19 protein-coding genes are annotated in these 23,170 nt (G+C 43.5%); 12 read left to right on the top strand and 7 right to left on the bottom strand.

The features are described from left to right. Positions 1 to 192: 192 nt before the first annotated feature. Positions 193 to 771, top strand: coding sequence for an FMN-dependent NADH-azoreductase (locus BM528_RS11385; RefSeq protein WP_071979911.1), 579 nt, complete (start codon positions 193 to 195; stop codon positions 769 to 771). A 178-nt stretch (positions 772 to 949) separates the two neighbouring features. Here the strand turns inward: BM528_RS11385 and BM528_RS11380 are convergent, their stop codons facing one another. Then, the gene (locus tag BM528_RS11380) at positions 950 to 1,171 is read right to left on the bottom strand and encodes a hypothetical protein (protein ID WP_071979910.1); all 222 of its coding nucleotides are present in this window, start codon (positions 1,169 to 1,171) and stop codon (positions 950 to 952) included. Between the two features lie 316 nt (positions 1,172 to 1,487). Between BM528_RS11380 and BM528_RS11370 the strand changes: the two genes are divergently transcribed. The 4 genes from BM528_RS11370 to BM528_RS11355 all read left to right on the top strand — a co-directional run bounded on the left by BM528_RS11370 (position 1,488) and on the right by BM528_RS11355 (position 7,967). Next, positions 1,488 to 1,865, top strand: coding sequence for a hypothetical protein (locus BM528_RS11370; RefSeq protein WP_071979908.1), 378 nt, complete (start codon positions 1,488 to 1,490; stop codon positions 1,863 to 1,865). 138 nt (positions 1,866 to 2,003) lie between these two features. Then, positions 2,004 to 3,323, top strand: a complete 1,320-nt coding sequence (locus BM528_RS11365) for an efflux RND transporter periplasmic adaptor subunit (RefSeq protein ID WP_071979907.1) — start codon at positions 2,004 to 2,006, stop codon at positions 3,321 to 3,323. Between the two features lie 11 nt (positions 3,324 to 3,334). Then, on the top strand, positions 3,335 to 6,454 hold the full coding sequence (locus BM528_RS11360) for an efflux RND transporter permease subunit (protein ID WP_071979906.1): 3,120 nt from the start codon (positions 3,335 to 3,337) through the stop codon (positions 6,452 to 6,454). A 628-nt stretch (positions 6,455 to 7,082) separates the two neighbouring features. Further along, positions 7,083 to 7,967, top strand: coding sequence for a WYL domain-containing protein (locus tag BM528_RS11355; protein WP_071979905.1), 885 nt, complete (start codon positions 7,083 to 7,085; stop codon positions 7,965 to 7,967). Here BM528_RS11355 and BM528_RS11350 read toward each other — a convergent pair. Beyond that, positions 7,885 to 9,006, bottom strand: a complete 1,122-nt coding sequence (locus BM528_RS11350) for a glycosyltransferase family 2 protein (RefSeq protein WP_071979904.1) — start codon at positions 9,004 to 9,006, stop codon at positions 7,885 to 7,887. The two genes, BM528_RS11355 and BM528_RS11350, sit on opposite strands and share 83 nt — an antisense overlap. Positions 9,007 to 9,534: 528 nt before the next feature. Here BM528_RS11350 and BM528_RS11345 point away from each other — a divergent pair. After that, positions 9,535 to 10,074, top strand: coding sequence for a hypothetical protein (locus BM528_RS11345; RefSeq protein ID WP_071979903.1), 540 nt, complete (start codon positions 9,535 to 9,537; stop codon positions 10,072 to 10,074). Between the two features lie 67 nt (positions 10,075 to 10,141). On the opposite strand, the gene BM528_RS11340 is transcribed toward BM528_RS11345, so the two are convergent. Continuing rightward, entirely contained in the window at positions 10,142 to 11,131 is a 990-nt protein-coding gene (locus BM528_RS11340) for an endonuclease/exonuclease/phosphatase family protein (protein WP_071979902.1), read from the bottom strand. 485 nt (positions 11,132 to 11,616) lie between these two features. Here BM528_RS11340 and BM528_RS11335 point away from each other — a divergent pair, with 485 nt between their 5' ends. Beyond that, positions 11,617 to 12,171 (top strand): BON domain-containing protein, encoded by a 555-nt coding sequence (locus BM528_RS11335; protein WP_232230479.1) that lies wholly within the window; start codon positions 11,617 to 11,619, stop codon positions 12,169 to 12,171. A 152-nt stretch (positions 12,172 to 12,323) separates the two neighbouring features. Here BM528_RS11335 and pyk read toward each other — a convergent pair whose 3' ends face one another. Both pyk and BM528_RS11325 read right to left on the bottom strand, forming a co-directional pair. Beyond that, positions 12,324 to 13,760 carry a pyruvate kinase gene (pyk, locus tag BM528_RS11330; RefSeq protein WP_071979901.1) on the bottom strand — a complete coding sequence of 479 codons (1,437 nt, stop codon included), beginning with the start codon at positions 13,758 to 13,760 and terminating at the stop codon, positions 12,324 to 12,326. 330 nt (positions 13,761 to 14,090) lie between these two features. After that, positions 14,091 to 14,942 (bottom strand): MurR/RpiR family transcriptional regulator, encoded by an 852-nt coding sequence (locus BM528_RS11325; protein ID WP_071979900.1) that lies wholly within the window; start codon positions 14,940 to 14,942, stop codon positions 14,091 to 14,093. 283 nt (positions 14,943 to 15,225) lie between these two features. Between BM528_RS11325 and zwf the strand changes: the two genes are divergently transcribed. The 5 genes from zwf to BM528_RS11300 are packed head-to-tail and all read left to right on the top strand — an operon-like array spanning position 15,226 to position 20,851. After that, the gene (zwf, locus tag BM528_RS11320) at positions 15,226 to 16,719 is read left to right on the top strand and encodes a glucose-6-phosphate dehydrogenase (protein ID WP_071979899.1); all 1,494 of its coding nucleotides are present in this window, start codon (positions 15,226 to 15,228) and stop codon (positions 16,717 to 16,719) included. Between the two features lies 1 nt (position 16,720). Further along, a complete protein-coding gene (gene pgl / locus BM528_RS11315; RefSeq protein WP_071979898.1) occupies positions 16,721 to 17,413 on the top strand; it encodes a 6-phosphogluconolactonase in 693 nt (230 codons plus the stop codon). 10 nt (positions 17,414 to 17,423) lie between these two features. Continuing rightward, positions 17,424 to 19,250, top strand: a complete 1,827-nt coding sequence (gene edd, locus BM528_RS11310) for a phosphogluconate dehydratase (protein WP_071979897.1) — start codon at positions 17,424 to 17,426, stop codon at positions 19,248 to 19,250. Next, positions 19,250 to 20,203 (top strand): glucokinase, encoded by a 954-nt coding sequence (locus BM528_RS11305; protein ID WP_071979896.1) that lies wholly within the window; start codon positions 19,250 to 19,252, stop codon positions 20,201 to 20,203. The genes edd and BM528_RS11305 overlap by 1 nt, the downstream gene beginning before the upstream one ends. A gap of 3 nt (positions 20,204 to 20,206) precedes the next feature. Continuing rightward, a complete protein-coding gene (locus BM528_RS11300; RefSeq protein WP_071979895.1) occupies positions 20,207 to 20,851 on the top strand; it encodes a bifunctional 4-hydroxy-2-oxoglutarate aldolase/2-dehydro-3-deoxy-phosphogluconate aldolase in 645 nt (214 codons plus the stop codon). A 97-nt stretch (positions 20,852 to 20,948) separates the two neighbouring features. Here BM528_RS11300 and BM528_RS11295 read toward each other — a convergent pair whose 3' ends face one another. Further along, a complete protein-coding gene (locus BM528_RS11295) occupies positions 20,949 to 21,803 on the bottom strand; it encodes a D-hexose-6-phosphate mutarotase (protein WP_071979894.1) in 855 nt (284 codons plus the stop codon). A gap of 159 nt (positions 21,804 to 21,962) precedes the next feature. Continuing rightward, on the bottom strand, positions 21,963 to 22,958 hold the full coding sequence (gene gap / locus BM528_RS11290) for a type I glyceraldehyde-3-phosphate dehydrogenase (protein WP_071979893.1): 996 nt from the start codon (positions 22,956 to 22,958) through the stop codon (positions 21,963 to 21,965). Positions 22,959 to 23,170 lie beyond the last annotated feature (212 nt).

Below are 23,170 nucleotides of genomic sequence, written 5' to 3'. Positions count from 1 at the left end.
AAAATTATTTTAAAAAGGTTTAAATATTCTTTTTATTAGAATGATTTTGGTGAATAAGCGGTGCTATTTTTATTGAATATTCGTTTTAGTGGAATGGTTGGTGTTATTTTTTTCAATTTTATTTATCGCCGAGTCATTGAATAATCATCCCAAGCATTCACTAATACTAATCAACTGTAAGAGGGAACAATAATGAGTAACGTTTTATTTATTAAGTCATCGCTGAACGGTAGCGAGGGTAATTCCAACATTCTTGGTAATTTGCTTGTAGCAAAATTGAAGGAAGAAAAGTCTGCCAATATAGTGGAAAGGGACTTGGCTGCCGACGCACTACCGCATTTAACACAAGCTGAGATGGCATCGTGGGTACCTGATAGTAATAATCAAGAGCTGGCCAGTTTTTCTGACACGTTAATCGATGAACTTAAAGCAAGCGACACTGTTGTAATTGCTATGCCTATGTACAATTTTGGTGTTCCCTCTACGTTCAAAGCATGGGTAGATCGTATCGCACGTGCTGGCGTTACCTTTCAATACACAGAAAACGGACCTGTTGGATTGTTAGAAAACAAGAAGATAGTAGTGGTTGCCGCGCGAGGCGGTATATATGAAGGCACACAAAAAGACACCCAATCTCAGTATCTAAAAGATTTCTTCGGTCTGATTGGTCTTACAGACATTTCGTTTATTTATGCTGAGGGCTTGGCTATGCCAGACGGTGAAGAACGAATGAATGCGGCTAAACAAGCAATTAGCGAATTTAAGTTTTAGTTTTGCCTTCAACCTTCAAATAGGTGTTCTTTAGCAGTTGGGCTTTTTGAAATTAAGCCTGCACTAGCATCTTTAGTGAGGCCAGCGTTGGCCTTACTAAAGATAAACGCTACTAGGCTGCCCACAATTCCTAAAAACCAAAGCTCTTAGAAACCGCAGTTTTTACGATCCATTGCTCCTACAATATAAAGCCTGTAGAAGTATGGACTGCTGCAGCAGCTGTTGCAGCACCCAATAATGTAACCACACCTGCACCCGCTAAAAAGGCTACAAGCTTTCTTCCACCTTGCATTTCACCTTTCCTAGCTTTCGACTTCGCTAAAAGCTTTTGGGAAAAAAACGAGCTTAAAATGAAAATACCACCAGCGATTACGGCATAGCTCACATATGTCATCAACATAACTTTCTCCGTTTATTGGATAGACAATGGTTGCTTCTCTCAAAGAAAGTATTATGTTCACTTTTTGCGCGTTACATTATATTAACCGAGGAATCGTAAATGAATTAGCTCTGAGAATGGGTTTACGATATAACGATGTACCGAATAAATTTTATTCACCTACAGATTCCATTTGCAAACAGATAAGAAATAATCCTTTTGCCGAGCTTTCACTTTCTTTTCGTCAAAATGTTCGAATTATTACTCTTTATTTAATTTGGCGTTATAAATAAAATGAGAATATACTTTAGTCTAACTAACGTACACTAGCGAAAACATGGTTACATCCAGCGCACACGGCTTATATTCCTTGTCTTTAAGTCAAAACACGGTCTCTTGTGATTATTCCGAAGGGTTTAATTTACATGGCGTGCGCGAGTTAACTCGAGATGTACTGTCTTTAACGGCTCATTTAAATGCCTGGGTGCTTTTTCAACGTCCCACAGAAACTGCAGGCATTACTCATGATGCGATTGGCGAAATGATGGCGGGATACTTGGCTTTTCAGCAGGCCGGCTGCAAAGCGGTGGGTATTGTCGAAAACAGTATATTTGTTCACGCAGGTTCCCCGCATAGGCCTTCAAATCTCACCATGCCGTTTATGATTGATAAAGATGAAGAAAAAATAAAGCACTGGCTTTCAGGCGTTCTCTAACCTGTTAATACGATGTGCTCTTAATGTTAAACCTCAATTTTCGACTTTTTGTCGCTTTGTGTAGTCCTTCCTCAACAAAACAACGTATTCTTCGCGTGTTTACAATTGCAGTAAAGCGTCTGCCGCGCGGAGAGAAGAATGGTCAACCCTGACAATAACTATAACAATGAACAAAAAATCTTTAATAAAAAGGCGCCATGGATAATTCATGCCGGTGTATCCATAGTCATTCTGATTATCGCTGCATTGGTAGTAAAAGCTATGTTTGCAAGCAAGCCCGAGGCAAGAAAGTGGGGAGGGAGCCAGTCTGCGCCTACAGTAGCGGTTGATGTTATGGACCTTACTGTTGAAGATTATGAAGTGTGGATTGAATCTTATGGCACCGCTCAACCCCTTACTCAAACCGAATTAGTAGCAGACGTGTCAGGGCGTGTAGTGTCGGTTGCTCCAAATATTAGAGCTGGCGGCTCATTTAAAAAAGGTGACGTGCTTGTTAGATTGGAAGATCGCGACTTTCAAATTGAAGTTGATATCGCCAAATCTGCGGTTGCCGATGCCAACGTCGTTTATCTTCAAGAATTGGCCGAAGCCGATTTTTCTGCTCAGCAATGGAATAAACAACCATCAGGTGAAGCTGCCAAACTTCTTGCTTTACGTAAGCCGCAAGTGGCAGCTGCAGAAGCAGCGCTTCGGGCTGCTGAAGCAAGGCTGATGGGGGCAAAATTAAATCTCGAGCGCACAGTAATTAAAGCGCCCTTTGATGGCATGGTGTTGAGTCAGTCTGTAGATGTAGGGCAGGTGGTTTCACCCTCACAAACAATAGCGTCTATTTATAGTACTGATGTTGTCGAAGTCAGGCTGCCAATTAAAACAGCCGAGTTAGAATATTTTTATTTAGGTGAAAATACTGCACCTAATGCTTCGAACCCCCGAGTTAAACTGTATGGTGATCTTGGCACCAAAACTTATCAGTGGGATGGTGAAATTGTGAGAAGTGAAGGGGCGTTTGACCCAACAACTCGAATGCTGTTTCTTGTTGCTCAAGTAGAAGCGCCTTTTGAGGCAACGCTGCAGCGACCGGCCCTTAGAGTTGGTCAGTTTTTAAGTGCCCGTGTAGAAGGTCAAAAACTTAACGACGTGTTTGTTATACCCAGACAAGCGGTATCACAAAGTAACATGGTGAGTGTGGTGGACAACGGAACGCTGCGCAAGCGACCCGTAACGCCACTTTGGACAGATGATAAAAACGTAATTGTGTCGGCATCACCGCAACAAATGCCGAATAACAGTGCGAACGTTTTAACGCCTAGCGATAAGCTAATACTTACCCCTACCGCTAATATTCCCGATGGTACAAAGGTAAAATCGCTCGCCGATAGTTTGCCAGAGTCATCAGCTGCTCAGAAATCGCTTCAGGCTAATAATGCTGAAAATGCGAAAAACAGCAAAGCACAGTAGGAGTTGCTGACATGATTGCATGGTTTGCTAAAAATGATGTAGCGGCAAATATCTTACTTGCCGTAATCTTTATATCGGGTCTTTATGTAGTCTCGAATCATATTCCGGTGGATTTATTTCCTGAGTTTGAGCAGCGCAGTGTACGAGTGTCTATGTCGTTACCGGGTGCATCACCACAAGAAGTGGAAGAGGGCATTACCATTCGTATTGAAGAGGCGGTTCAGGATTTAGAAGGGATCCGCGAACTCAATTCTTCAAGCAGTGAAGGCAGCGCTTCTGTCACCATTGAGGTAGAGGAAGGGTACAACGTACGAGAGTTGCTTGATGATGTAAAAATTAAAGTCGACGCAATTAATAATTTTCCTGTCGATGCCGAAAACCTACTTATTCAGGTGCCACAGTGGCGAAGAGACGCAATTGGTGTTGTGCTTTACGGTGAATATGACCCTGTAACGTTACGACGTCAAGCCGACACCGTGCGCGATGAGTTGGCAGCCCTTAGTCAAGTGTCTCAAGTTGAAGTTGGAGGTACGCTGCCGTTTGAGATTTCAATTGAAATTCAGGAGCTTGCGCTTAGAAAATACGACCTCACTCTTGAGCAGGTAGCTACGGTTATTCGCCAAAATGCTACTGATGTGTCTGCAGGTAATTTGAAGACTGAGGGCGGTGACATATTTATACGTAGTAGGGGGCAGGCCTACAATGCAAGTGAATATGCCAACATTCCCATTGTTACCACGCAAGATGGGACCATGCTAAAACTTGGTGACATTGCCAATATTGTGGATGCTTTTGAAGAGACACCACTAAAAACACGGTTCAACGGTATGCCCGCTGTGGAAGTGGAAGTATTTCGCACCGGTGATGAAAGCATTATTGAAGTTACACAGGCAGTAAAAGACTACGTGCTGGCTAAGCAGACTCAAATGCCAGAAGGGTTAAGCTTAGATTTTTGGCGTGATAGAAGTGAGCCAATTAAAGCCCGCTTAGCCACACTTTCCACTAGTGCATGGCAAGGTGCGCTACTCGTGATTACGCTGTTAGCGCTATTTTTGCGTCCTTCAGTGGCGTTTTGGGTTTGCTTGGGTATTCCCATGAGTTTTATGGGCGCATTTCTCCTTATGCCTGTGTTCGATGTAACCCTAAACCTAATGAGTTTGTTTGCCTTTATTTTGGTGCTGGGCATAGTGGTCGACGACGCTATTGTAACCGGAGAAAATGTGTATGCTCACTTAGAGCGGGGCGAGAACCCTCTGGACGCAGCTATTAAAGGTACGCAGGAAGTGGCAGTGCCTGTGACTTTTGGTATTTTAACCACCGCAGCAGCCTTTTTACCTCTAGCGTTTCAAACCGGTAGAGGAAGTTGGTACGCGGCTATTCCTCTTGTCATCATTCCCGTATTGCTGTTTTCTCTAATTGAATCGAAGTTTATTTTGCCCGCTCACCTAAAGCATGTGAAACCTCGCGGAGACAAGCCAGCGTCAAAACTTTCTCAAATCCAAAAGAAAATAGCTAAATCTCTTGAAACACTTATTGAGCGTGTGTATCAACCTTTATTGGCCCGCGCTATGAAGTGGCGCTACGCATCGTGGATGTTAATGTTTTCCACTCTCATCATCATTATTGGTTCTATTGCTAGCGGACAAACTAAGTTTGTATTCTTCCCTCGGGTGCAAAGCGAGGTGGCAACAGCTACCTTAGTGATGCCGGCAGGGACGGCGTTTGAAAGCACAGACCGCATTGTGAAATCTATCACCGGGCACGCCCAAGCGCTTCGTGAAGAGTATTTAGATGAAGACACCGGTGAGTCGGTTATTCGCAATATTTATTCAGTAAGCGGTGGACGAAACTCTACTACAGGACGAGTACAAATAGATTTAGTGCCACCTGAGAAGCGTACCGTGGATGTTTCAACCAGAGAAGTCGTTAACGAATGGCGTAAACGTGTTGGACAGATTGCTGGAGCAGAGCAGCTAAACTATCGTGCCGAAATAGGCGGCTGGGGTGGCGCCGCGGTAGATATAGAGCTTAAAGGTAGAGACACAAATGCGCTTAATGCGTTAGGAGAGAAGTTAAAGACAAAAATGGCAGAGTATGCAGCCGTCTTTGATATTGAAGATTCTTTGTCTGATGGTAAGGAAGAACTGCAGCTTGAGCTTAAGCCTGAAGCAAGATTACTTGGACTGGATTTGAACACCGTTGCCAGACAAGTAAGGCAAGCTGTGTTTGGCTTTGAAATTCAGCGCATTCAGCGCGGTAGGGAAGAAGTGCGCGTAATGGTGCGTTATCCGCTGCAGGCGCGCCAGTCTATTGAGACATTAGAGCAAATGATGATCCGCATAGGCCCAAATCAAGAAGTTCCGCTTTGGCAGGTTGCCGACGTAATTCCTGGCTTTAGCCCCGACAGCATTTTACGGGTAGACAGGCAGCGCACGCTGTCGGTTACCGCCGATTTCGATAAGAAAAATGGTGATCTTACGCTCGTTCAGTCAGAACTTAACGACTGGCTTTCACAGCAGCTAGGGCAATACCCCGGTGTTACGTTTGAAATGGCAGGGGAAGCGCGGGATCAGCAAGAGTCATCTCAAGGGCTCATTGTCGGCGGTATTGGGCTGGCAATACTCATTTATATCTTGTTAGCTATTCCGTTTAAATCTTACTCCCAGCCTTTTATCGTTATGTCTGTTATTCCATTTGGCTTGGTGGGTGCGGTAATAGGCCATTGGATTATGGGAATGGACTTAACTCTGCTTAGCTTTATGGGAATGTTGGCTCTTTCTGGTGTGGTAGTGAACGATTCTTTGGTGTTAGTTGATTATATTAATCAAAAGCGCAAAGAGGGAGAGGCAATCAAAAAAGCTGTCTATGATGCCGGCGGCCGTCGATTTAGGCCTGTGTTGTTAACATCGTTAACCACCTTTGCCGGGCTAATGCCTTTGTTGTTTGAAAAGTCGACTCAAGCACAGTTCCTAATACCGATGGCGGTAAGTCTTGGTTTTGGTATTTTGTTCGCCACATTAATAACGCTATTCATTGTTCCGCTGAACTATTTAATTCTAGAAGACATTAAGAGTTATTTCAGGCGGTATGGTAGAGATATGAAAGGGTTGTTGAAAAGAAAAAGTGCATAGCGCTATTAGTAAAATTAGAGCTTAGTTTCACTTTGATTTTTATACTCGGCAATTCTAGAAGGTGAGTGCGCCGCATTAATAAAACGCAGTCTTCAATTAAGCCGAATAAATTGCGACAAAATACATTGCGATAAAGCGGGATAAACAATGTATGGGAGCGGTAAGGTAATCATTGCCTTACCGCTTTTTTTATTTTTATCTTCCACCGGTTATCTTTTTCAGTTCTCTTTCCATTTTTAATGACGCCCTCTGAGGTCATTCTGTAAGAACGTTAAAGTAAAGAGAAGTTTTTGATGAATATTCGAAGTAAGCTTATAACCGCATGACGTGGTCAACCAAAATTGACCAACCCAGTTAAGCTACTTTCTTCTGTTTCAATGCTGCCACTTCATACTGATTCGGACTCATATATCCTAAGTATGTTAGCAAGTGATATGAAGTATGCAGGAGCCGTATACGAGGCCCGTACGTACGGTTCTGTGAGAGGGATGAGGCGCAAGCCTCACCCTACTCGATATTTTCTACAGTATGAGAGTAAAGCCGAAATTTGGGCATATAACAGTAAAGTTTATATTTACACGCGGCTTGAAATAAACCACACTGTTTAAAAAAACACTGGATATTCATTATGCTTGAGTCTATTTCATTTTCACAACGCCAACGGCTGGCGTACATCGATTTTTGTTTGCTATTTAAAGGCGCGATCCACCGACAAGATCTTATTACGCGGTTTGAGGTAGGCTTGTCTGCAGGCTCTCGTGATTTCACGTTATACAAAGAGCTGGCTCCAGAAAATTTAGTATATTCAACACAGGAAAAACGCTACTTTCAAACGGAAAATTTCAACCCGCTATTTGAGCACGATGCAAAGCGCACGCTTGTAAAGCTAGCTAACGATATATCAGACGGGTTCGATGCCATTGGCGATATTCATTTTCCCGTTGAAAGTGCTTCGTCTTTAAATGTTCCTGACATATTTGTTGTGGCTAAGGTAGTGCAAGCCATTGTGAATAACAAAGCAATAAGCGTTATTTATACATCGTTAAGCAGTGGCTCTGGCGCAAGAGAGCTTGTACCTCACAGTATTGTTGATAACGGCCAGCGTTGGCATGTTCGCGCTTTCGACCGCAAGTCGCAAAGTTTTCGTGATTTTGTTTTAACCCGCATTAGCAAGGTGACGTTAAAAGAAACTCCTGAGGCTAACGAATGTAAAGAAAGTGATGAAGCTTGGCAGAGAATTATTCCATTAGAAATTGTACCGCACCCCAAAAATATTAATCACCCCACTGCAATTGAGCTTGATTATGCAATGGAAGAAGGGGTGCTAACACTTAACGTACGGGCGGCAATGGCTGGGTACTTGTTGCGCCGATGGAATGTGGATTGTACAAAATTTGCAAGCTTAAGAACCGGAGAATATCAATTGTGGCTTAAAAATCACGCGAGCTTGGCAAATACGGATAATCTCGCCATTGCGCCAGGGTATACCCGTGAAGAGCCGGAGTACCAATAGTGCTTGGCGCGTAAGAGGGGAGAGCGTTATTCTCTCGTCTTGTGTCAGCGGCCGATAGCGAAACTTCAGCATTACTTGGCTTTTTTGTGGCACGCTCCGAGCGTTTAGCAGGGACATTACTTTTTGGAACGCTTTCATCATCGCGTTCCACATCTGAGTCAACATTTAACTCAGCATTTAACTCGTCATCAGAAGGCAATCGGGTGACGCGAATTGCGCTCTCTTCAAAGTCTAAATTTATCAGTCCCTTTTCCGCATAGGCTTGAAGAATATCTTTACGCGGGTAGTAACCCCATTTTTCACGAAATAGTTGAGCATTATGCACGAAATCAAGAAGGTGGTTTACTGGGCACTGCGCAGTCTCACGTGCTGGAGAATAGGAAGGTAAAGAGAGGTCGTGAATTGAAAAGTTAAGCGCGCGGCATTGGGTGAAAAAATCTTCGTCGTTTAGCCCGTAGCCGTCGTAGGTTTCATCGAAACCGCCGGCTTTTTCAAAGTCTGTCTTACGAATAAAAAACATTGCAGAAGTACTGCTATCGTTACTAAATTTTCCATGATTCTCGTCCTTTTGACTCGATGTAGTCACATTATTATTTGGCTTTGTTACAGAATTACGGTTGGCTTCAGTATTTTCTTTTCGCTCGGAAAATAAATGCTCATAAGGCGACTCGCAAGCCGATAAGGGAATAAACTCTACAGGAGCGCGCACAATGGATGACTCAGTTAGCGAATTAAGACCCTCTTCAATACATTTTGGTGAGAAAATAGTATCCACGCTGATGTATAAAAGCGTTTTGTTTTTCGCTTCAAACATTCCTTTGTTTCGCGCCTTTGCGATAGGTAACTCGTGTTGGTTTGCAAACTTGTGTTCAATTGTGAATTTGTCGCTTTTTATTAGTGACAAATCAGAAGGCGGCGTCATCCAAACTATAAGTAACTCGCTTGGCGCTGCTTCGCATGCTTCAAGCTGATTAACAAGGTTACAGAGCTTATCAGTTCTGTTTTTCACTATTGTTATCACGCTAACTGGTGCACACATTTACAAATATCCCTTTATTTACTGAATTGCAGCAAAAGTAGATTCGAAATAAGTTCTTATACTTTCGTCTATATAACCCATTGCAACAGTAGATAAGCAATAGGTGTTCCATAACTTAAGTAGCTGAAAATTATTGATAATTTGTATTTTGGTTTAGTTTTTAAGAAGCCGGTAGACAATATTTTCAGAAGAAAAGGAAAATATTACAGGTCTATATTGCAGGTATAGGGTAACCCCGTTTTTACTGAGCAAATTTAGTGATTAACGCTATGCGAGAGCTGGCTTATTTGCTAACCTTGAAATCGAAGGTAAGTAACTACTTTTCAACAACTTATTTATTCTTGTTCCCCTGCTTTTATCCGTGTAAAAGAAAAGGCAGTAGTTATAACCAGTATCTATAGCCAGCGTTTATAGCTAGTACTTAGAGCTAGCACTTACAGATACTATCGATAGACAGACAATCTTAAATAGCGGTTAGCGCGTAATAATGCTGATCATTGCGCCATTTTTATAAGGGTGATTATCCTCGTGCCATCTCAGTCTTCTGTAGAAATTAGAAATTACGACAAGCAATCATTGCGACTAGTCGATGTTATTTCCGGGATATCTCCCAATGCGATGCGAAGAGTTTTTGGTGGCTGGATATTCTTTGCGGCTGTTGTTGCTGTCATCGTGATTGTTGCGCCAGATTTGAGCAACCAATTTGTCGGGTTAACACTGTTTGTGTTGGTCGCTTTTACGCTAATTATGTTTGGACAAAGCCGTATTTCAGAAGGGTGGCCGGCCATTATCAGCGACAACAATATTATCGGTGTAGTGCGTGATCCTGTAAAAAGGGAATATATTTGCGTGGATAAGTCAATCGTTGTCGATGCGGTACCAACGCTAATTAAACCCAACAAAAAGGCTATCGAAATTCAATTAAGCGCTGAAAAACTTACCGAAGCTGATAACGACGTGTTGAAGCAGGCTGTTTGGCCAAGAGATGGAAAGCTTATTGGTTTAGCGCATTTCAAGCGCCGTGAAGATGCCTGTAAAAGCTTAATGTGGTGTGTAGAAAAAAAATGATACTCACATACAAGTAACTACCTTTTCTAAGGCTCTACTTCTGCAAGTTTTTTATAGAGAAAAGGCGTTACTCCAACGCCAATTCCAATTCTGTGTACAAAGGATAATGGTCTGAGCCAATATCGCTTAGTCGCTCTAAACGTACCAGTTTAAAATGTGATGAATGAAAAACGTGATCTAGAGGCCATTTAACAAGAGGGTAATGGGCATGGAACGTATTAAAGAATCCTCTACCTTCTCTGGGGTCTAGTAGCCCGCTTACCTTTTTAAACTTTCTTGTGGTGGGCGACCACGCGACATCGTTTAAGTCTCCTGCGACAACTACAGGACCCGTTGTCTGAGCCACTTCCTTGCCCACAATATTTAACTCTATGTCTCTGGGCCGTGCATATTCATTTTCTGTCGGGCTTGGGGGTTTGGGATGAATAAACTGCAGTGTAATAGGAACACCATCCACTCTTACGATAGCCTTTACCGACGGTACATCGTCTTCAACCAAGAAACGCAACTGGTGTTCTTCAAACTCATACTTACTGTACACATGCATGCCATAGAGATTTTCAAGAGCACAAAACTTAGTGTAAGGATAGTCTTTCTCCAATGGCTGAAGTGCTCGCTGCCATTTTTCATTTGATTCAAGTGTAACCAAAAAATCAGGCCTCTTGTCGGTTACATGGTCCAGCAGCTTTTGATAGTTGCTGTTGTGCATAAAGACATTGCTCGAAAGTATGCTAATTGTGCGTTTTTTGGAAGGGGTTTTACTGCGTTGAACATCTGTTCGATAAAGGGGAGTGTAGGGAAGGATCCAAACAAGTTGGTATACCAAACTTATCACTAACCCAGTGACTAGTGCATAGATTAGAAACGGCGTTATTGAAAGATATGTGTAGTCTTCAATTGTAAAGAACGCATGAGAGATAAGAGCTGCAATAATGAGTACAGCGATTTGCAAGCGAGGGAATTCCCACACTCTCACTAACCAGTGCGAGGACGGTAATAAGGGTACAAAGCTAACCGCGATTAAAAACGTCGATATTAATAGAAGAAAAATGTCCATTTATTGTCCGTAATATATTGATGAGTTCTAGTCTACTGATATGAATCAGCAAGAGGTATAAAGATGACAACCATATTACATGTAATTGATGTCACGAATTCAAGCTTTCATTTACGTAACGCTTTATTTAACTAAAAAGATGCACTGCTTAATAAATTCTTACAGGTGTGCCATCTAATTTGCTTTTCCAAAGACATGTGTTGTTCAAGTCGTACTTAGCGGAAAAGAGACTTTATTAAAGCAGTGTTGATTGAATCTAAATGAGAATCAGTAATTTTTGCCGAATGCTACGCAATGTTTTCAGGCAGACGAATCTAAATTTCCAAAATTTATTGACGAATAGTAAATATATCAATGGCTTAAGGCATTGGCATGAACCTAGCTTACTCATACTTGAGTTTCAACAAAGGAGAAATGTTATGAAACGTACAATACTATCTATGATTATTGCTACATAAGTGTCAACGGCTGCTTTTGCAGGTGACATGAACTCAAATAGCCAAACAGATAACGCATGGGAAGAAGGCGCCAAAGACGCATGGATTGATGGCAAGGCTGAAGCTACGCTGCTGTTCAATGGCAACCTTGATTCCTTTGACATTAATACAGACGTTAAAAACGGCGACGTTATTTTAACGGGTAAAGTAGAGAACTCAGTGGACAAAAAGCTTGCTGAAGAACTAGTCGCCAACATTGACGGCGTGATGTCAGTAGATAACAAACTTACCGTTATCGAAGACAGAGATATCGATTCGATGACCTCTAAAATGTCTGACGACATGGAAGAGGGCTACGAGCAAGGTGCCAGTGAGCTGACGGATGCTAAAATTGCAACCGTGGTAAAAACAAGGTTACTTATGGATACCGACATTTCTGGTTTTGACATCGATGTAGATGTAGAAAACGGTGTCGTTACCTTAACAGGTACAGTTGACTCTGACGCTGAAGAAGACTTAGCGATTGAGATTGCTAAAAATGCTTCTGACGTGAAAGACGTAGAGAACAACCTGACAGTAGTCACAGAAACAGCGATGAACTAATTGGTTGATAGTCTGAGCCAGTACATCTGAGCTTATACATCTAAACAGCAAAAAGGGGCGTTAGCCCCTTTTTTTGTTGGTCTGATTTGTTGGTCTGAGTTGCTAGCACGTCTTTTGCAAAAACGTGACTGCATCAACTGCAAGATAGCTGGTTATTCTACGTCAACCACCTTCAGCGTGTTTGTAGCGCCCACTTTTTCCATCTCATCACCGTAAGTCAGAATAATACTGTCGCCACTTTCAACAAGTCCTTTTTCTTTTAAACACGCCACTACATCGTGTTTAAGCTGACCTGGTTCGCTGTTAGATGAATCGAAAAATATTGGCTTAACGCCACGGTAAAGTGCCATGGCATTCAGTGTAGATTCGTGACGTGACATTGCGATAATAGGAAGTGATGTTGTAATACGCGACATAAGTTTGGGGGTATTACCACTTTCTGTTAACCCAACAATGGCCTTTATGCTTGGCAAGTGGTTAGCAGCATATACCGCAGACAGGGCGATGGATTCACTGGTAGATGAAAACTGCTGATCCATGCGGTGCTTTGAAATTTTAACGCTTGGATGTGTCTCTGCACCCTCACATACTCTAGCCATGGCTTCAACAGTTTCAATAGGGAAGCTACCCGCAGCAGTTTCTGCTGACAGCATAACCGCATCGGTACCATCAAGTACGGCATTGGCTACGTCCATTACCTCAGCACGAGTTGGCATTGGGCTATCTATCATCGATTCCATCATTTGCGTTGCTGTAATAACAACTTTGTTCAACTGGCGAGAGCGCGCAATAAGCTTTTTCTGTACGCCGACGAGTTCAGCGTCACCAATTTCAACACCCAGATCGCCGCGTGCTACCATAACTGCGTCAGACGCACTGATAATGTCGGTAATCGCTTCATCTGTTGCTACTGTTTCGGCACGCTCAACTTTTGCACAAATTTTCGCGTGACAGCCTGCTGCTTCTGCAAGTTCACGGGCATAATTTAGGTCTGCGCCACTTCTTGGGAATGATACCGCTAGATAATCTACGCCAATGAGCGCCGCTGTTTTTATGTCTTGTTTATCTTTCTCTGTAAGAGCTTCAGCCGATAGACCGCCGCCCTGACGGTTGATTCCTTTATTGTTAGACAGCTTGCCACCAACGGTGACTTCAGTAATGACTTTTCGACCTTCTACACCTGTGACCTTTAATTGAATTCGGCCGTCGTCCAGCAGCAAAATGTCGCCTGCAGAGACATCGTCGGGAAGGGCTTTATAATCTATACCTACTTTATCTACAGTGCCGGCATCTCTTTCTAGTTCTGCGTCGAGCACGAAGGTTGCGCCGATATTTAAGTGAACAGCACCATCAACAAATCTTGCTACACGAATTTTTGGTCCTTGCAAATCACCTAAAATAGCAACGTACTTACCCAAGCTTTTAGCAGCTTCGCGAACGCGTTTAGCACGCTCAATGTGGTCCTCTGCTTGGCCGTGAGAAAAGTTCATGCGAACCGTATTTGCTCCGGCTGCAATAAGTGCTTTAATTTTTTCAAGTGAATCTGTTGAGGGGCCTAATGTGGCAAGAATTTTGGTTCTTCTAGTCATGGGGTTCCGTCGCTGCTTCTTTTATAGAAAAGATAAGTAAGTCGAATACGCCAACACACTGATGCTGTAATCGCTTTACGTAATTTTATTACAGAATAGTAGTTTATTTTGACAAAAATGTGAATGAAAGAAAGAAAAACGCTGCACTGGCTCGACCAGTTGTAGTGAAATTACTTACAATTTTTGACCAAAATGGATAAATAAGGCGAGAAAATGCTAAATAATCGCAACGTTTTCAATATAGAGACTTTTTTAAATTATAGAGCACAGATGCCGTTAAGCAAGCTCACTAATATGCAATATCACTGAGTAGGGCTTGCATTTCTAACGCTACCCATCTCGCTTTTCGTATCGAGAGCCGCGCAGAGTATCTTTTACCCGTTTTAAATTCTCTCTAAATTTGTTGCCTCTGCGAAGTGTGAAACCCGTTGCGAGCACATCGATTAGCGTTAATTGCGCAATACGTGATGCCATGGGCATATACATGTCGGTGTCTTCTGGTACTTCAAGAGAAAGCACATAACTACATTCTTGTGCTAACGGACTATCTGCAGAGGTTATACCCACCACAGTTGCGTCGTTCATGCGAGAGATTTGGGCAATCTCGACCAAACTTTTGGTTCTGCCGGTGTGACTAATGAGAACAACGACATCGCCAGCCGAGCAATTCATACAGCTCATTCGCTGCATTAAGATATCTTCAAAATAAACCACTGGAACATTGAAGCGAAAGAATTTGTTTAATGCATCGTGGGCGACAGATGCAGAGGCGCCAAGGCCAAAGAATGAAATCTTCTGCGCTTGTGTCAACAGATCAACAACTCGGTTTACCACGTTTACGTCTATCGACTGTCTCGCCACTTCAAGAGACGCCATGGTCGATTCGAAAATCTTATTGGTATACTCATCTGGGCTGTCGTTCTCATCGACATGACGGTTTACGTATGGAGTACCGTTGGCTAAACTTTGTGCTAAATGCAATTTAAAATCTGGGAAGCCCTTAGTGTCTAGCCTGCGGCAAAAACGATTTACGGTAGGCTCACTCACATCCGACATTTTCGCCAGCGTTGCTATACTTGAATGAATGGCGGTCTGGGGGTTGGCAAGTATGATCTCGGCAACCTTCTTTTCTGATTTGCTAAATGCGGCTTTATTTTGTGTGATTTTTTCTAAAATGTTCATACAGATACGACAAGTAAATGGCCCAGATTGTTCTAATGTACATCGTAATACTACTCAATGTGAAACCTATGACAAGGAAAATGTAATTTTTTGACATTTTTTATGTTTTGTTTGCCATTGAGATACCCTAAAATCCATCGATAACGAAAGAATTTCATCTTGTAGTTTGTTGAAGTTGTAATTTTACTACATTTGGTGTTAACTATACGGTAATAATAGTCGTTAGTGTTGTAAATAAAGAACCAGCACGACACGTACATACACATAAAAAAGGTCGACGAATATGGTATTGGAGAATTCCTACGAGCCCTGCGATTTTGTACTTTTCGGTACATTGGGCGATCTTTCACGACGCAAGCTGTTGCCATCACTTTATCAGCTTGAAAAAGCGAATTTAATGCATCCTGAAACGACAATTGTAGGTGTAGCTCGCCACGATATGTCGCTAGAGGACTACGTTGATGAAGTTCATTCAAACCTGGTGAAATTCGGCGAGCAAGACTTGTGCGAAGCAACATGGGAAAGAATGAAGACTCGACTTCACTATGCCTGTGTTGATATGAAAAACGTTGATAGCTATTGCGTTTTAGACGATCACGTAGATCCTACGCGCACCATGGTTTGCTACTTAGCAACGCCTCCTGCCATTTACGGGGATATTTGCCGCGGTTTACACAGCTGTAAAATCATCGATTCAAGCGTTCGCGTAGTGCTTGAAAAGCCGATTGGTCACGACCTTGCGTCCTCAAAAGTGATTAACGAGCAAGTTGCTGAATATTTTGATGAGAAGCAGATTTATCGTATCGACCATTACCTGGGCAAAGAAACTGTTCTTAACCTAGTGTCTCTTCGTTTTGCTAACTCAATTTTTGCGACTAACTGGGATCACAACTGCATTGACCACGTTCAAATATCAGTTGCTGAGTCTGTAGGTATTGAAGGCCGTTGGGGTTATTTCGATGACGCCGGACAAATGCGCGACATGGTTCAAAACCACTTGCTTCAAATTTTGAGCTTGGTTGCCATGGAGCCGCCTACCACACTAGACGCAGACAGCATTCGTGATGAAAAGTTGAAGGTACTTAAAGCACTGCGTCCTATTAATGCTTCTAACATTAATGAAAGCATTGTTCGCGGCCAATATACCGCTGGGTTTGTAAAAGGTGAAGAAGTACCTGGTTACCTAGAGGAAGAAGGCGCGAACACGCAAAGTAAAACAGAAACATTCGTTGCTATTAAAGCGGAAATTGACAACTGGCGTTGGGCGGGTGTGCCTTTTTACCTTCGCACGGGTAAACGCATGCCAAACAAGGTAAGTGAAGTTGTTATTTACTTTAAGCGTCAGCCTCATAACTTATTTGGCGATAGCTTTAAGAATCTACCGCCTAATAAACTGGTTATACGTCTGCAGCCAGATGAGGGTGTTGAGATAACCGTAATGAATAAGGTTCCTGGTCTTACCAACTCTGGTTCTATGGACCTTCAAAAGTCGAAGCTAAACCTAAGTTTTTCTGAGGCATTTGCCGATGAGCGCATTCCTGACGCCTATGAAAAATTATTGCTTGAGGTGATGTTAGGCAACCAGGCGCTGTTTGTTCGTCGCGACGAAATAGAGCAAGCGTGGACATGGGTAGACTCAATACTCGACGCATGGAAAACATCAAGTGAGCCACCAGAACCTTATCAAGCAGGCACCTGGGGACCAGTCGACTCTATTGGTTTGTTAGCAAGAGCAAACCGTAGTTGGTATGAAAGCAAGACGGTGAAGAAGAAGTAATATGGCATTAACTACATTATCATTCGAAAGTCCTGATGCACTTACCAATGCATTTGCAGAAGACCTAGTTAGTATTTTAGAAACCGGAATTAAAACACGCGGTAGAGCCTCTTTGGTTGTCAGCGGTGGACGTACGCCCTTAGCGTTGTTCAAGCAGTTGAGCAATACTGACTTACCGTGGGATAAAGTGGACATTACCCTTGCCGACGAGCGTTGGGTGAGTGAAGACCACGAAGCAAGTAACACTAGCTTGGTTAAAAACAACCTGATCCAAAATAAGGCTGCAGCAGCCCGTTTTGTGGAGTTAAGAAGCGATGTTGAAGATGCTAATGACGGCATTAACCTTGCCGAGCGTCACTTAGCCAGTATGTCTCAACCATTCGATGCACTTATTCTTGGAATGGGTGAAGATGGTCACACTGCCTCGCTTTTTCCGTGTTCTGAACAGGTTAAAGACGGCCTGGACATGAGTAGCGGTCGCACATGTATCGCTGTTCAACCAACAACAGCACCTCATCAACGCATATCGTTGACACTCCCCGCACTACTTAATAGCAGACATATTTTCTTGCACCTTACAGGTGAGAAGAAAAAACAGGTACTACTCGATGCTATCGACAATGCCACCGAAGCGCAAAAGCCTATCACTGCGGTTGTAAACAGAGCACCGGTTACACTGATGTGGGCGCCATAGGAGACGAAAAATGAATCCACAAATTGCAGAAGTTACGCAACGTATTATCGAGCGTAGTAAAGAAACGCGAAAAGCATATTTAGAAAAAATTGAAAAGGCGCGCCGTCAGGGGCCTCATCGTGGCGTATTATCGTGCGGTAACCTTGCTCACGGCTTCGCAGCATGCGGCACAGAAGAAAAAAGTGACTTGCGTTCGATGACCAAAGCCAATGTCGCTATTATTTCGTCATATAACGATATGCTTTCGGCTCATCAGCCATACGAGACATACCCTGCGATAATCAAACAGGCCATTAAAGAAGTAGGCAGTGTTGCTCAGTTCGCAGGTGGTGTTCCGGCTATGTGTGACGGTGTCACGCAAGGTCAGGCGGGCATGGATCTGAGCCTAATGAGTCGCGATAATATCGCTCAAGCAGCAGCGGTAGCGCTATCTCACAACATGTTCGACAGTGCCATGATGCTAGGTATTTGTGACAAAATCGTACCTGGGCTGCTTATGGGGGCGTTAACCTTTGGTCACTTACCAACGGTATTTGTTCCGGCTGGCCCTATGCCCTCTGGCTTACCTAACAAAGAAAAAGCCCGTGTTCGTCAAGAATTTGCCGAGGGTAAAGTTGGTCGTGACGCATTGTTAGAAGCGGAATCTCAGTCTTATCATTCAGCGGGAACCTGTACTTTCTACGGTACTGCTAACTCTAATCAGTTAGTCGTTGAAATGATGGGGCTTCACTTGCCGGGTTCATCGTTTGTCAATCCTGGTACACCGCTTCGCGAGGCGCTTACAAAAGCTGCAGCAGTACAGGCGACGCGTCTTACTGACTTAGGTGAAAATTACACGCCTATTGGTCATATTGTTGATGCCAAGGCGATTGTGAATGGTCTTGTCGGCTTGCTGGCAACAGGTGGTTCTACTAACCACACTATGCATTTAATTGCAGTTGCACGCTCAGCAGGTTACATCGTCAATTGGGATGACTTCTCAGATATCTCAAATGCAGTGCCGCTTCTTACTCGAATTTACCCTAATGGCTCTGCAGATATTAACCATTTTGTTGCTGCTGGTGGTATGTCGTTACTTATGAAGCAGTTGCTTGATGCTGGCTTGCTTCACAACGACGTTAAAACTATTTGTGGTGAAGGCTTAGACTTTTACACCAAAGAGCCAAGACTGATTGACGGCGAACTAGAATGGCGAGATGGCGCAAGCGAATCTCACGATAAAGAAGTACTCGCTAGCGTGGATGCACCGTTTAAGCCAGATGGTGGTTTAAGTGTACTAGATGGCAACTTGGGCCGCGGGGTGATTAAAACCTCAGCGCTACGCACGCCACACTGCACCTTAAAGGCGCCTGCGGTAGTTTTTGAAGATCAGTTTGAACTAGATGCTGCGTTTAAAGAAGGCAAATTGGACAAAGACTGTATCGTTGTAGTGCGTTTCCAAGGGCCTTCAGCCATTGGTATGCCTGAACTACACCGTTTAACGCCGCCGCTAGGTGTTTTGCAAGATAAAGGGTTTAAGGTTGCCTTGGTAACCGATGGTCGTATGTCTGGAGCGTCGGGTAAAGTGCCCGCTGCTATTCATGTTACCCCTGAGGCATATAAAGGTGGCTTGCTAGCGAAGGTTCAAAACGACGATATCATTGAGCTAAACACACAAACAGGTGCGCTTACGCTGCACGTTGACGAAGAGACATTAGCAGCTCGTGAAGCAGCGCCTGCTAACTTAGCAAATCATCATGTTGGTATGGGACGTGAAATGTTCGCAGGCATGCGCGCTATTCTCACGGGGGCAGAAGAAGGAGCATGCTCTTTATTCTATACCCAGGAGCAAGCGTAATGAGCCAGAGATTTGTGGCTGACGTTGGTGGAACGAACATTCGTCTGGCTCGGGTTACCGAGTCGGGCGTCACCGACATAAAAAAGTACATGTGCGAAGAGTTTGCAAGTATTGATCTCGCCATAGCGCAGTATTTTTCAGACATGCCTGAGGTTAGTTTTAGCGAAGGTTGCATAGCCATTGCCTGCCCAGTATTAGGCGATAAGGTTGAGATGACCAATCACAGTTGGGCATTCTCGCAAAATGCGCTAAAAGCACAGCTGAAGTTAGATGCGCTTTTTGTTATCAATGATTTTACGGCTGTGGCGCACTCACTTCCGGTACTGAGCAGTGAGCAAGTAGTTCAAGTGGGTGAAGGTACAGCTATAGAAAACGGCAATATTGCAGTTTTTGGTCCGGGAACCGGCCTTGGTGTTGAACATATCACTATGACCGATTCGGGCTGGCAAACGCTAGACGGCGAAGGCGGACATGTAGACTTCGCACCGGTCGATGAGACCGATATAGTGGTGTGGAGACATTTGCAGGCCACTTTCTCACGAGCTTCAGCTGAAGAGGTGATGTCAGGGCGAGGTATTCTTAATATCTATACTGCGCTTGCCAATCATGCAAAAAAGCCGGTTGAGTTTAATGAGCCAGCACAAATCACTGAGGCTGCATTAGCAGGAACTTGCGCAATTGCCGAAGCCGCTCTGCATCAATTCTGCCGAATTATGGGCAGTTTTGCGGGCAATCTAGCGCTTAATATGGCAACTACCGGTGGTATCTTCATTGGTGGTGGCATAGCAAATCGATTCCCAGAATTTATAAAGAATAGTGACTTCAGAGCTCGTTTCGAAGCTAAAGGTCAAATGAAGCACTATGTGAAAGATATCCCTACCTATTTGATAGCAGAACCCGATCATGGCCTTTTGGGAGCAGCTGCTTATTTGAATCAAAACACAGCGAGTTAAATTATGACGACAAAATGGAAATATTCTCCAGAGGAAATTTTTGCGGCAGGGCCAGTGGTACCCGTACTGGTTATCAATGACGTAGAAAAAGCCGTTCCTTTGGCAAAAGCGCTGATGGCTGGTGGGATCAAAGTTCTTGAAGTAACGCTTCGTACACCAGCAGCAATAGATGTTATTAGGCGTATTGCAGAAGAGGTGCCAGATTCACTTATTGGTGCAGGAACAGTAACCAACGCTCAACAGCTTAAAGCCGTTGTGGATGCAGGTGCAAAGTTCGCAATAAGCCCAGGTATGACTGCCGACTTATTAAAAGCGGGTATGGAAGCTGAAATTCCTCTTATTCCTGGTATTTCTTCAACTTCAGACCTGATGAAAGGAAAAGACGCTGGATACACCCACATGAAATTCTTCCCAGCGGAAGCGTCTGGTGGGGTGAAAGCGATAAAATCAATCAGTGGTCCCTTCCCTGATGTAACCTTTTGCCCAACAGGTGGTATTGGCCCTAACAACTACAATGATTACCTGTCATTGAACAATGTGAAATGTGTAGGTGGTTCGTGGTTAGCGCCTGATGATGCCATTGAATCAGGAGATTGGGACCGTATTACACAATTAGCGAAAGAGGCTGTTGCAGGCGCAAACGTCTAACATCCTTGTTGTAAGTCACTTATATAAAAACCTGCCTCTCGGCAGGTTTTTTGTTTGCAGATATGCAAGTGGTGTACGAGGCATCGATTTTTTTAATCTAAGTGATTGGGCGCACGGTTTGCACCAGTTCAGCTTTTTCACCTGGTGCAAGCTCAAGACCTTTGGTCACCGATGATTCAACGCACACCATATGGTTGTATCCAAACGGGTCCATATCTGAAATAGACGCGGCACTTTGCCACGGATTCCAGACAACCAACGAATCGTTGCCCTGTGAAAGCACCTCAGTAAAGTCTTTATCGTCAACTGCAATGGTTGTCTGTTTTACAGCAGATAAATGAATACGGTCTGTTTCAGCGTCGATGGTGTAGGGAGCCGGTGTCGGTTTTACGGCCCAGTCGTCTAACTTATCTTTATAATCGCCAGAAATGCCTTTTAACTCTGTGTGTTTTATATTCTCGACATGGAAATAGGTGTGAAGCGCCGTATTAAAAGAAAACGGAATGACGCCTGTGTTTTCAGTCTCAAGACTCACTTGCAAGTTTTCGCCTACATGCACACGAAGGGTCACGCTACAATCGTACTCGAAGCCCTCTGCTCGTGTAAATGAGGGCGCAAGTTCTACCGTTGTTCCCTTACTATCTTCTGTTGAATTAACCAGTTTCCATACCTGAGTGCGCAAAAATCCGTGTGAGGGAAGCTCACCGTCATCTCTACCGTGGTCGTTGGCAAACCAAGGCCAGCAGATTGGAATTCCTCCACGAATAGGTCGCTCTCCGTTTAGATAGGCATGAGGGCTAACCCATAAGCGTTCTTTGTTATCTGCAGCTGGAATGAAAGACAATACGTGGCCGCCAAATAAACTAATTTTTGCTGACGCGAATGCATTTTCAATATTAACGAAAGAGAGTCCATTTGACTCGCTTAGGGAGACTGAAGCTACCGGCGACATGTGTCCTCCGAGAATGATAAAAAGTATGAAAAGTCTGTGTGACGAAAAAATGAAAAATCACGCAAACAAAAAAGGCGTAGATTTGAATTCTACGCCTTTAGATTACCTTAACTATCAGACAAATAAAGCGTTAATGTTGCATTATTTGTCGCTAGTTAATTATTTTGAAATGTGTGCAACCAAATCAAGTACTTTAGATGAATAGCCCCACTCATTGTCGTACCATGATACAACTTTTACAAAAGTATCAGTAAGCGCAATGCCGGCAGTGGCGTCGAAGATAGACGTATTAGGGTTGCCTACAAAGTCATTAGACACTACTGCGTCTTCAGTGTAACTCATGATGCCTTTGAGCTCGCCTTCAGACGCTTCTTTCATTGCTGCACAAATGTTGTCGTAGCTGGTAGGCGTTGCTAGGTTTACAGTTAAGTCTACTACTGATACGTTTGGAGTTGGCACGCGGAACGCCATACCAGTAAGTTTGCCATTAAGCTCAGGGATAACTTTACCTACCGCTTTTGCAGCACCTGTTGATGATGGAATGATGTTCTGGCCTGCACCGCGACCGCCGCGCCAATCTTTCATTGAAGGGCCATCTACAGTTTTTTGCGTAGCCGTTGTTGCGTGAACTGTTGTCATCAGGCCATCAACAATACCAAACTTGTCGTTTAGTACTTTTGCCAGCGGCGCTAAGCAGTTTGTTGTGCAAGATGCATTAGAAACGATGTTTTCGCCAGCATAGCTTTCGTGGTTAACGCCCATCACGAACATTGGCGTATCGTCTTTTGAAGGTGCAGACATTACAACTTTCTTCGCACCAGCTTCGATGTGTTTCGCCGCAGTTTCTTTTGTTAGGAATAAACCCGTAGATTCAACAACAACGTCTACGTTAACTTCGTCCCATTTAAGTGATGCAGGATCTTTTTCAGAGGTGATTCGAATAGTTTTGCCGTTTACGACAAGGCTATCATTGTCTACTGTTACTTCACCATCGAACATACCGTGGGTAGAGTCATATTCTAATAAGTAAGCAATGTAGTCTGTGTCTAGCAAGTCGTTTATTGCCACAACTTCGATGTCTTGACGCTCTGCTGCTGCGCGCATTACTAGGCGACCAATACGGCCAAAACCATTGATACCGATGCGAATTGTCATAACGTACCTCGAAAATTTAAAATAAATTGAAAATAAATTACGTAAAGTATGGATCAAAATGCCATAATTAGCAAAATAAAAACGCAAAGTGTTGCAAAATTACGAAGAAATACTTATGCAATCGTATTCAGTTTCGTCAACGCGTAGTTTCTAGAATAATGTTAAAAAATTGTTTGTAGGCGCTTTTTAGAATTAACTCATGCCAGCGTCTT

The organism is Alteromonas sp. RW2A1 (assembly GCF_001886475.1).
Lineage (GTDB): Bacteria > Pseudomonadota > Gammaproteobacteria > Enterobacterales > Alteromonadaceae > Alteromonas > Alteromonas hispanica.
This window is presented reverse-complemented; position numbering and strand designations above follow the sequence as displayed.

Excerpts from the sequence above, each read along its gene's own strand:
- BM528_RS11355 (WP_071979905.1), top strand. The coding sequence starts at position 7,083 with ATGCTTGAGTCTATTTCATTTTCACAACGCCAACGGCTGGCGTACATC.
- pyk (WP_071979901.1), bottom strand. The coding sequence starts at position 13,760 with ATGACTAGAAGAACCAAAATTCTTGCCACATTAGGCCCCTCAACAGAT.
- gap (WP_071979893.1), bottom strand. The coding sequence starts at position 22,958 with ATGACAATTCGCATCGGTATCAATGGTTTTGGCCGTATTGGTCGCCTA.
- BM528_RS11365 (WP_071979907.1), top strand. The coding sequence starts at position 2,004 with ATGGTCAACCCTGACAATAACTATAACAATGAACAAAAAATCTTTAAT.
- BM528_RS11300 (WP_071979895.1), top strand. The coding sequence starts at position 20,207 with ATGACGACAAAATGGAAATATTCTCCAGAGGAAATTTTTGCGGCAGGG.
- zwf (WP_071979899.1), top strand. The coding sequence starts at position 15,226 with ATGGTATTGGAGAATTCCTACGAGCCCTGCGATTTTGTACTTTTCGGT.
- BM528_RS11350 (WP_071979904.1), bottom strand. The coding sequence starts at position 9,006 with ATGTGTGCACCAGTTAGCGTGATAACAATAGTGAAAAACAGAACTGAT.
- BM528_RS11370 (WP_071979908.1), top strand. The coding sequence starts at position 1,488 with ATGGTTACATCCAGCGCACACGGCTTATATTCCTTGTCTTTAAGTCAA.
- BM528_RS11385 (WP_071979911.1), top strand. The coding sequence starts at position 193 with ATGAGTAACGTTTTATTTATTAAGTCATCGCTGAACGGTAGCGAGGGT.
- BM528_RS11340 (WP_071979902.1), bottom strand. The coding sequence starts at position 11,131 with ATGGACATTTTTCTTCTATTAATATCGACGTTTTTAATCGCGGTTAGC.
- BM528_RS11335 (WP_232230479.1), top strand. The coding sequence starts at position 11,617 with ATGAACTCAAATAGCCAAACAGATAACGCATGGGAAGAAGGCGCCAAA.
- BM528_RS11305 (WP_071979896.1), top strand. The coding sequence starts at position 19,250 with ATGAGCCAGAGATTTGTGGCTGACGTTGGTGGAACGAACATTCGTCTG.
- pgl (WP_071979898.1), top strand. The coding sequence starts at position 16,721 with ATGGCATTAACTACATTATCATTCGAAAGTCCTGATGCACTTACCAAT.
- BM528_RS11380 (WP_071979910.1), bottom strand. The coding sequence starts at position 1,171 with ATGTTGATGACATATGTGAGCTATGCCGTAATCGCTGGTGGTATTTTC.
- edd (WP_071979897.1), top strand. The coding sequence starts at position 17,424 with ATGAATCCACAAATTGCAGAAGTTACGCAACGTATTATCGAGCGTAGT.
- BM528_RS11360 (WP_071979906.1), top strand. The coding sequence starts at position 3,335 with ATGATTGCATGGTTTGCTAAAAATGATGTAGCGGCAAATATCTTACTT.
- BM528_RS11295 (WP_071979894.1), bottom strand. The coding sequence starts at position 21,803 with ATGTCGCCGGTAGCTTCAGTCTCCCTAAGCGAGTCAAATGGACTCTCT.
- BM528_RS11325 (WP_071979900.1), bottom strand. The coding sequence starts at position 14,942 with ATGAACATTTTAGAAAAAATCACACAAAATAAAGCCGCATTTAGCAAA.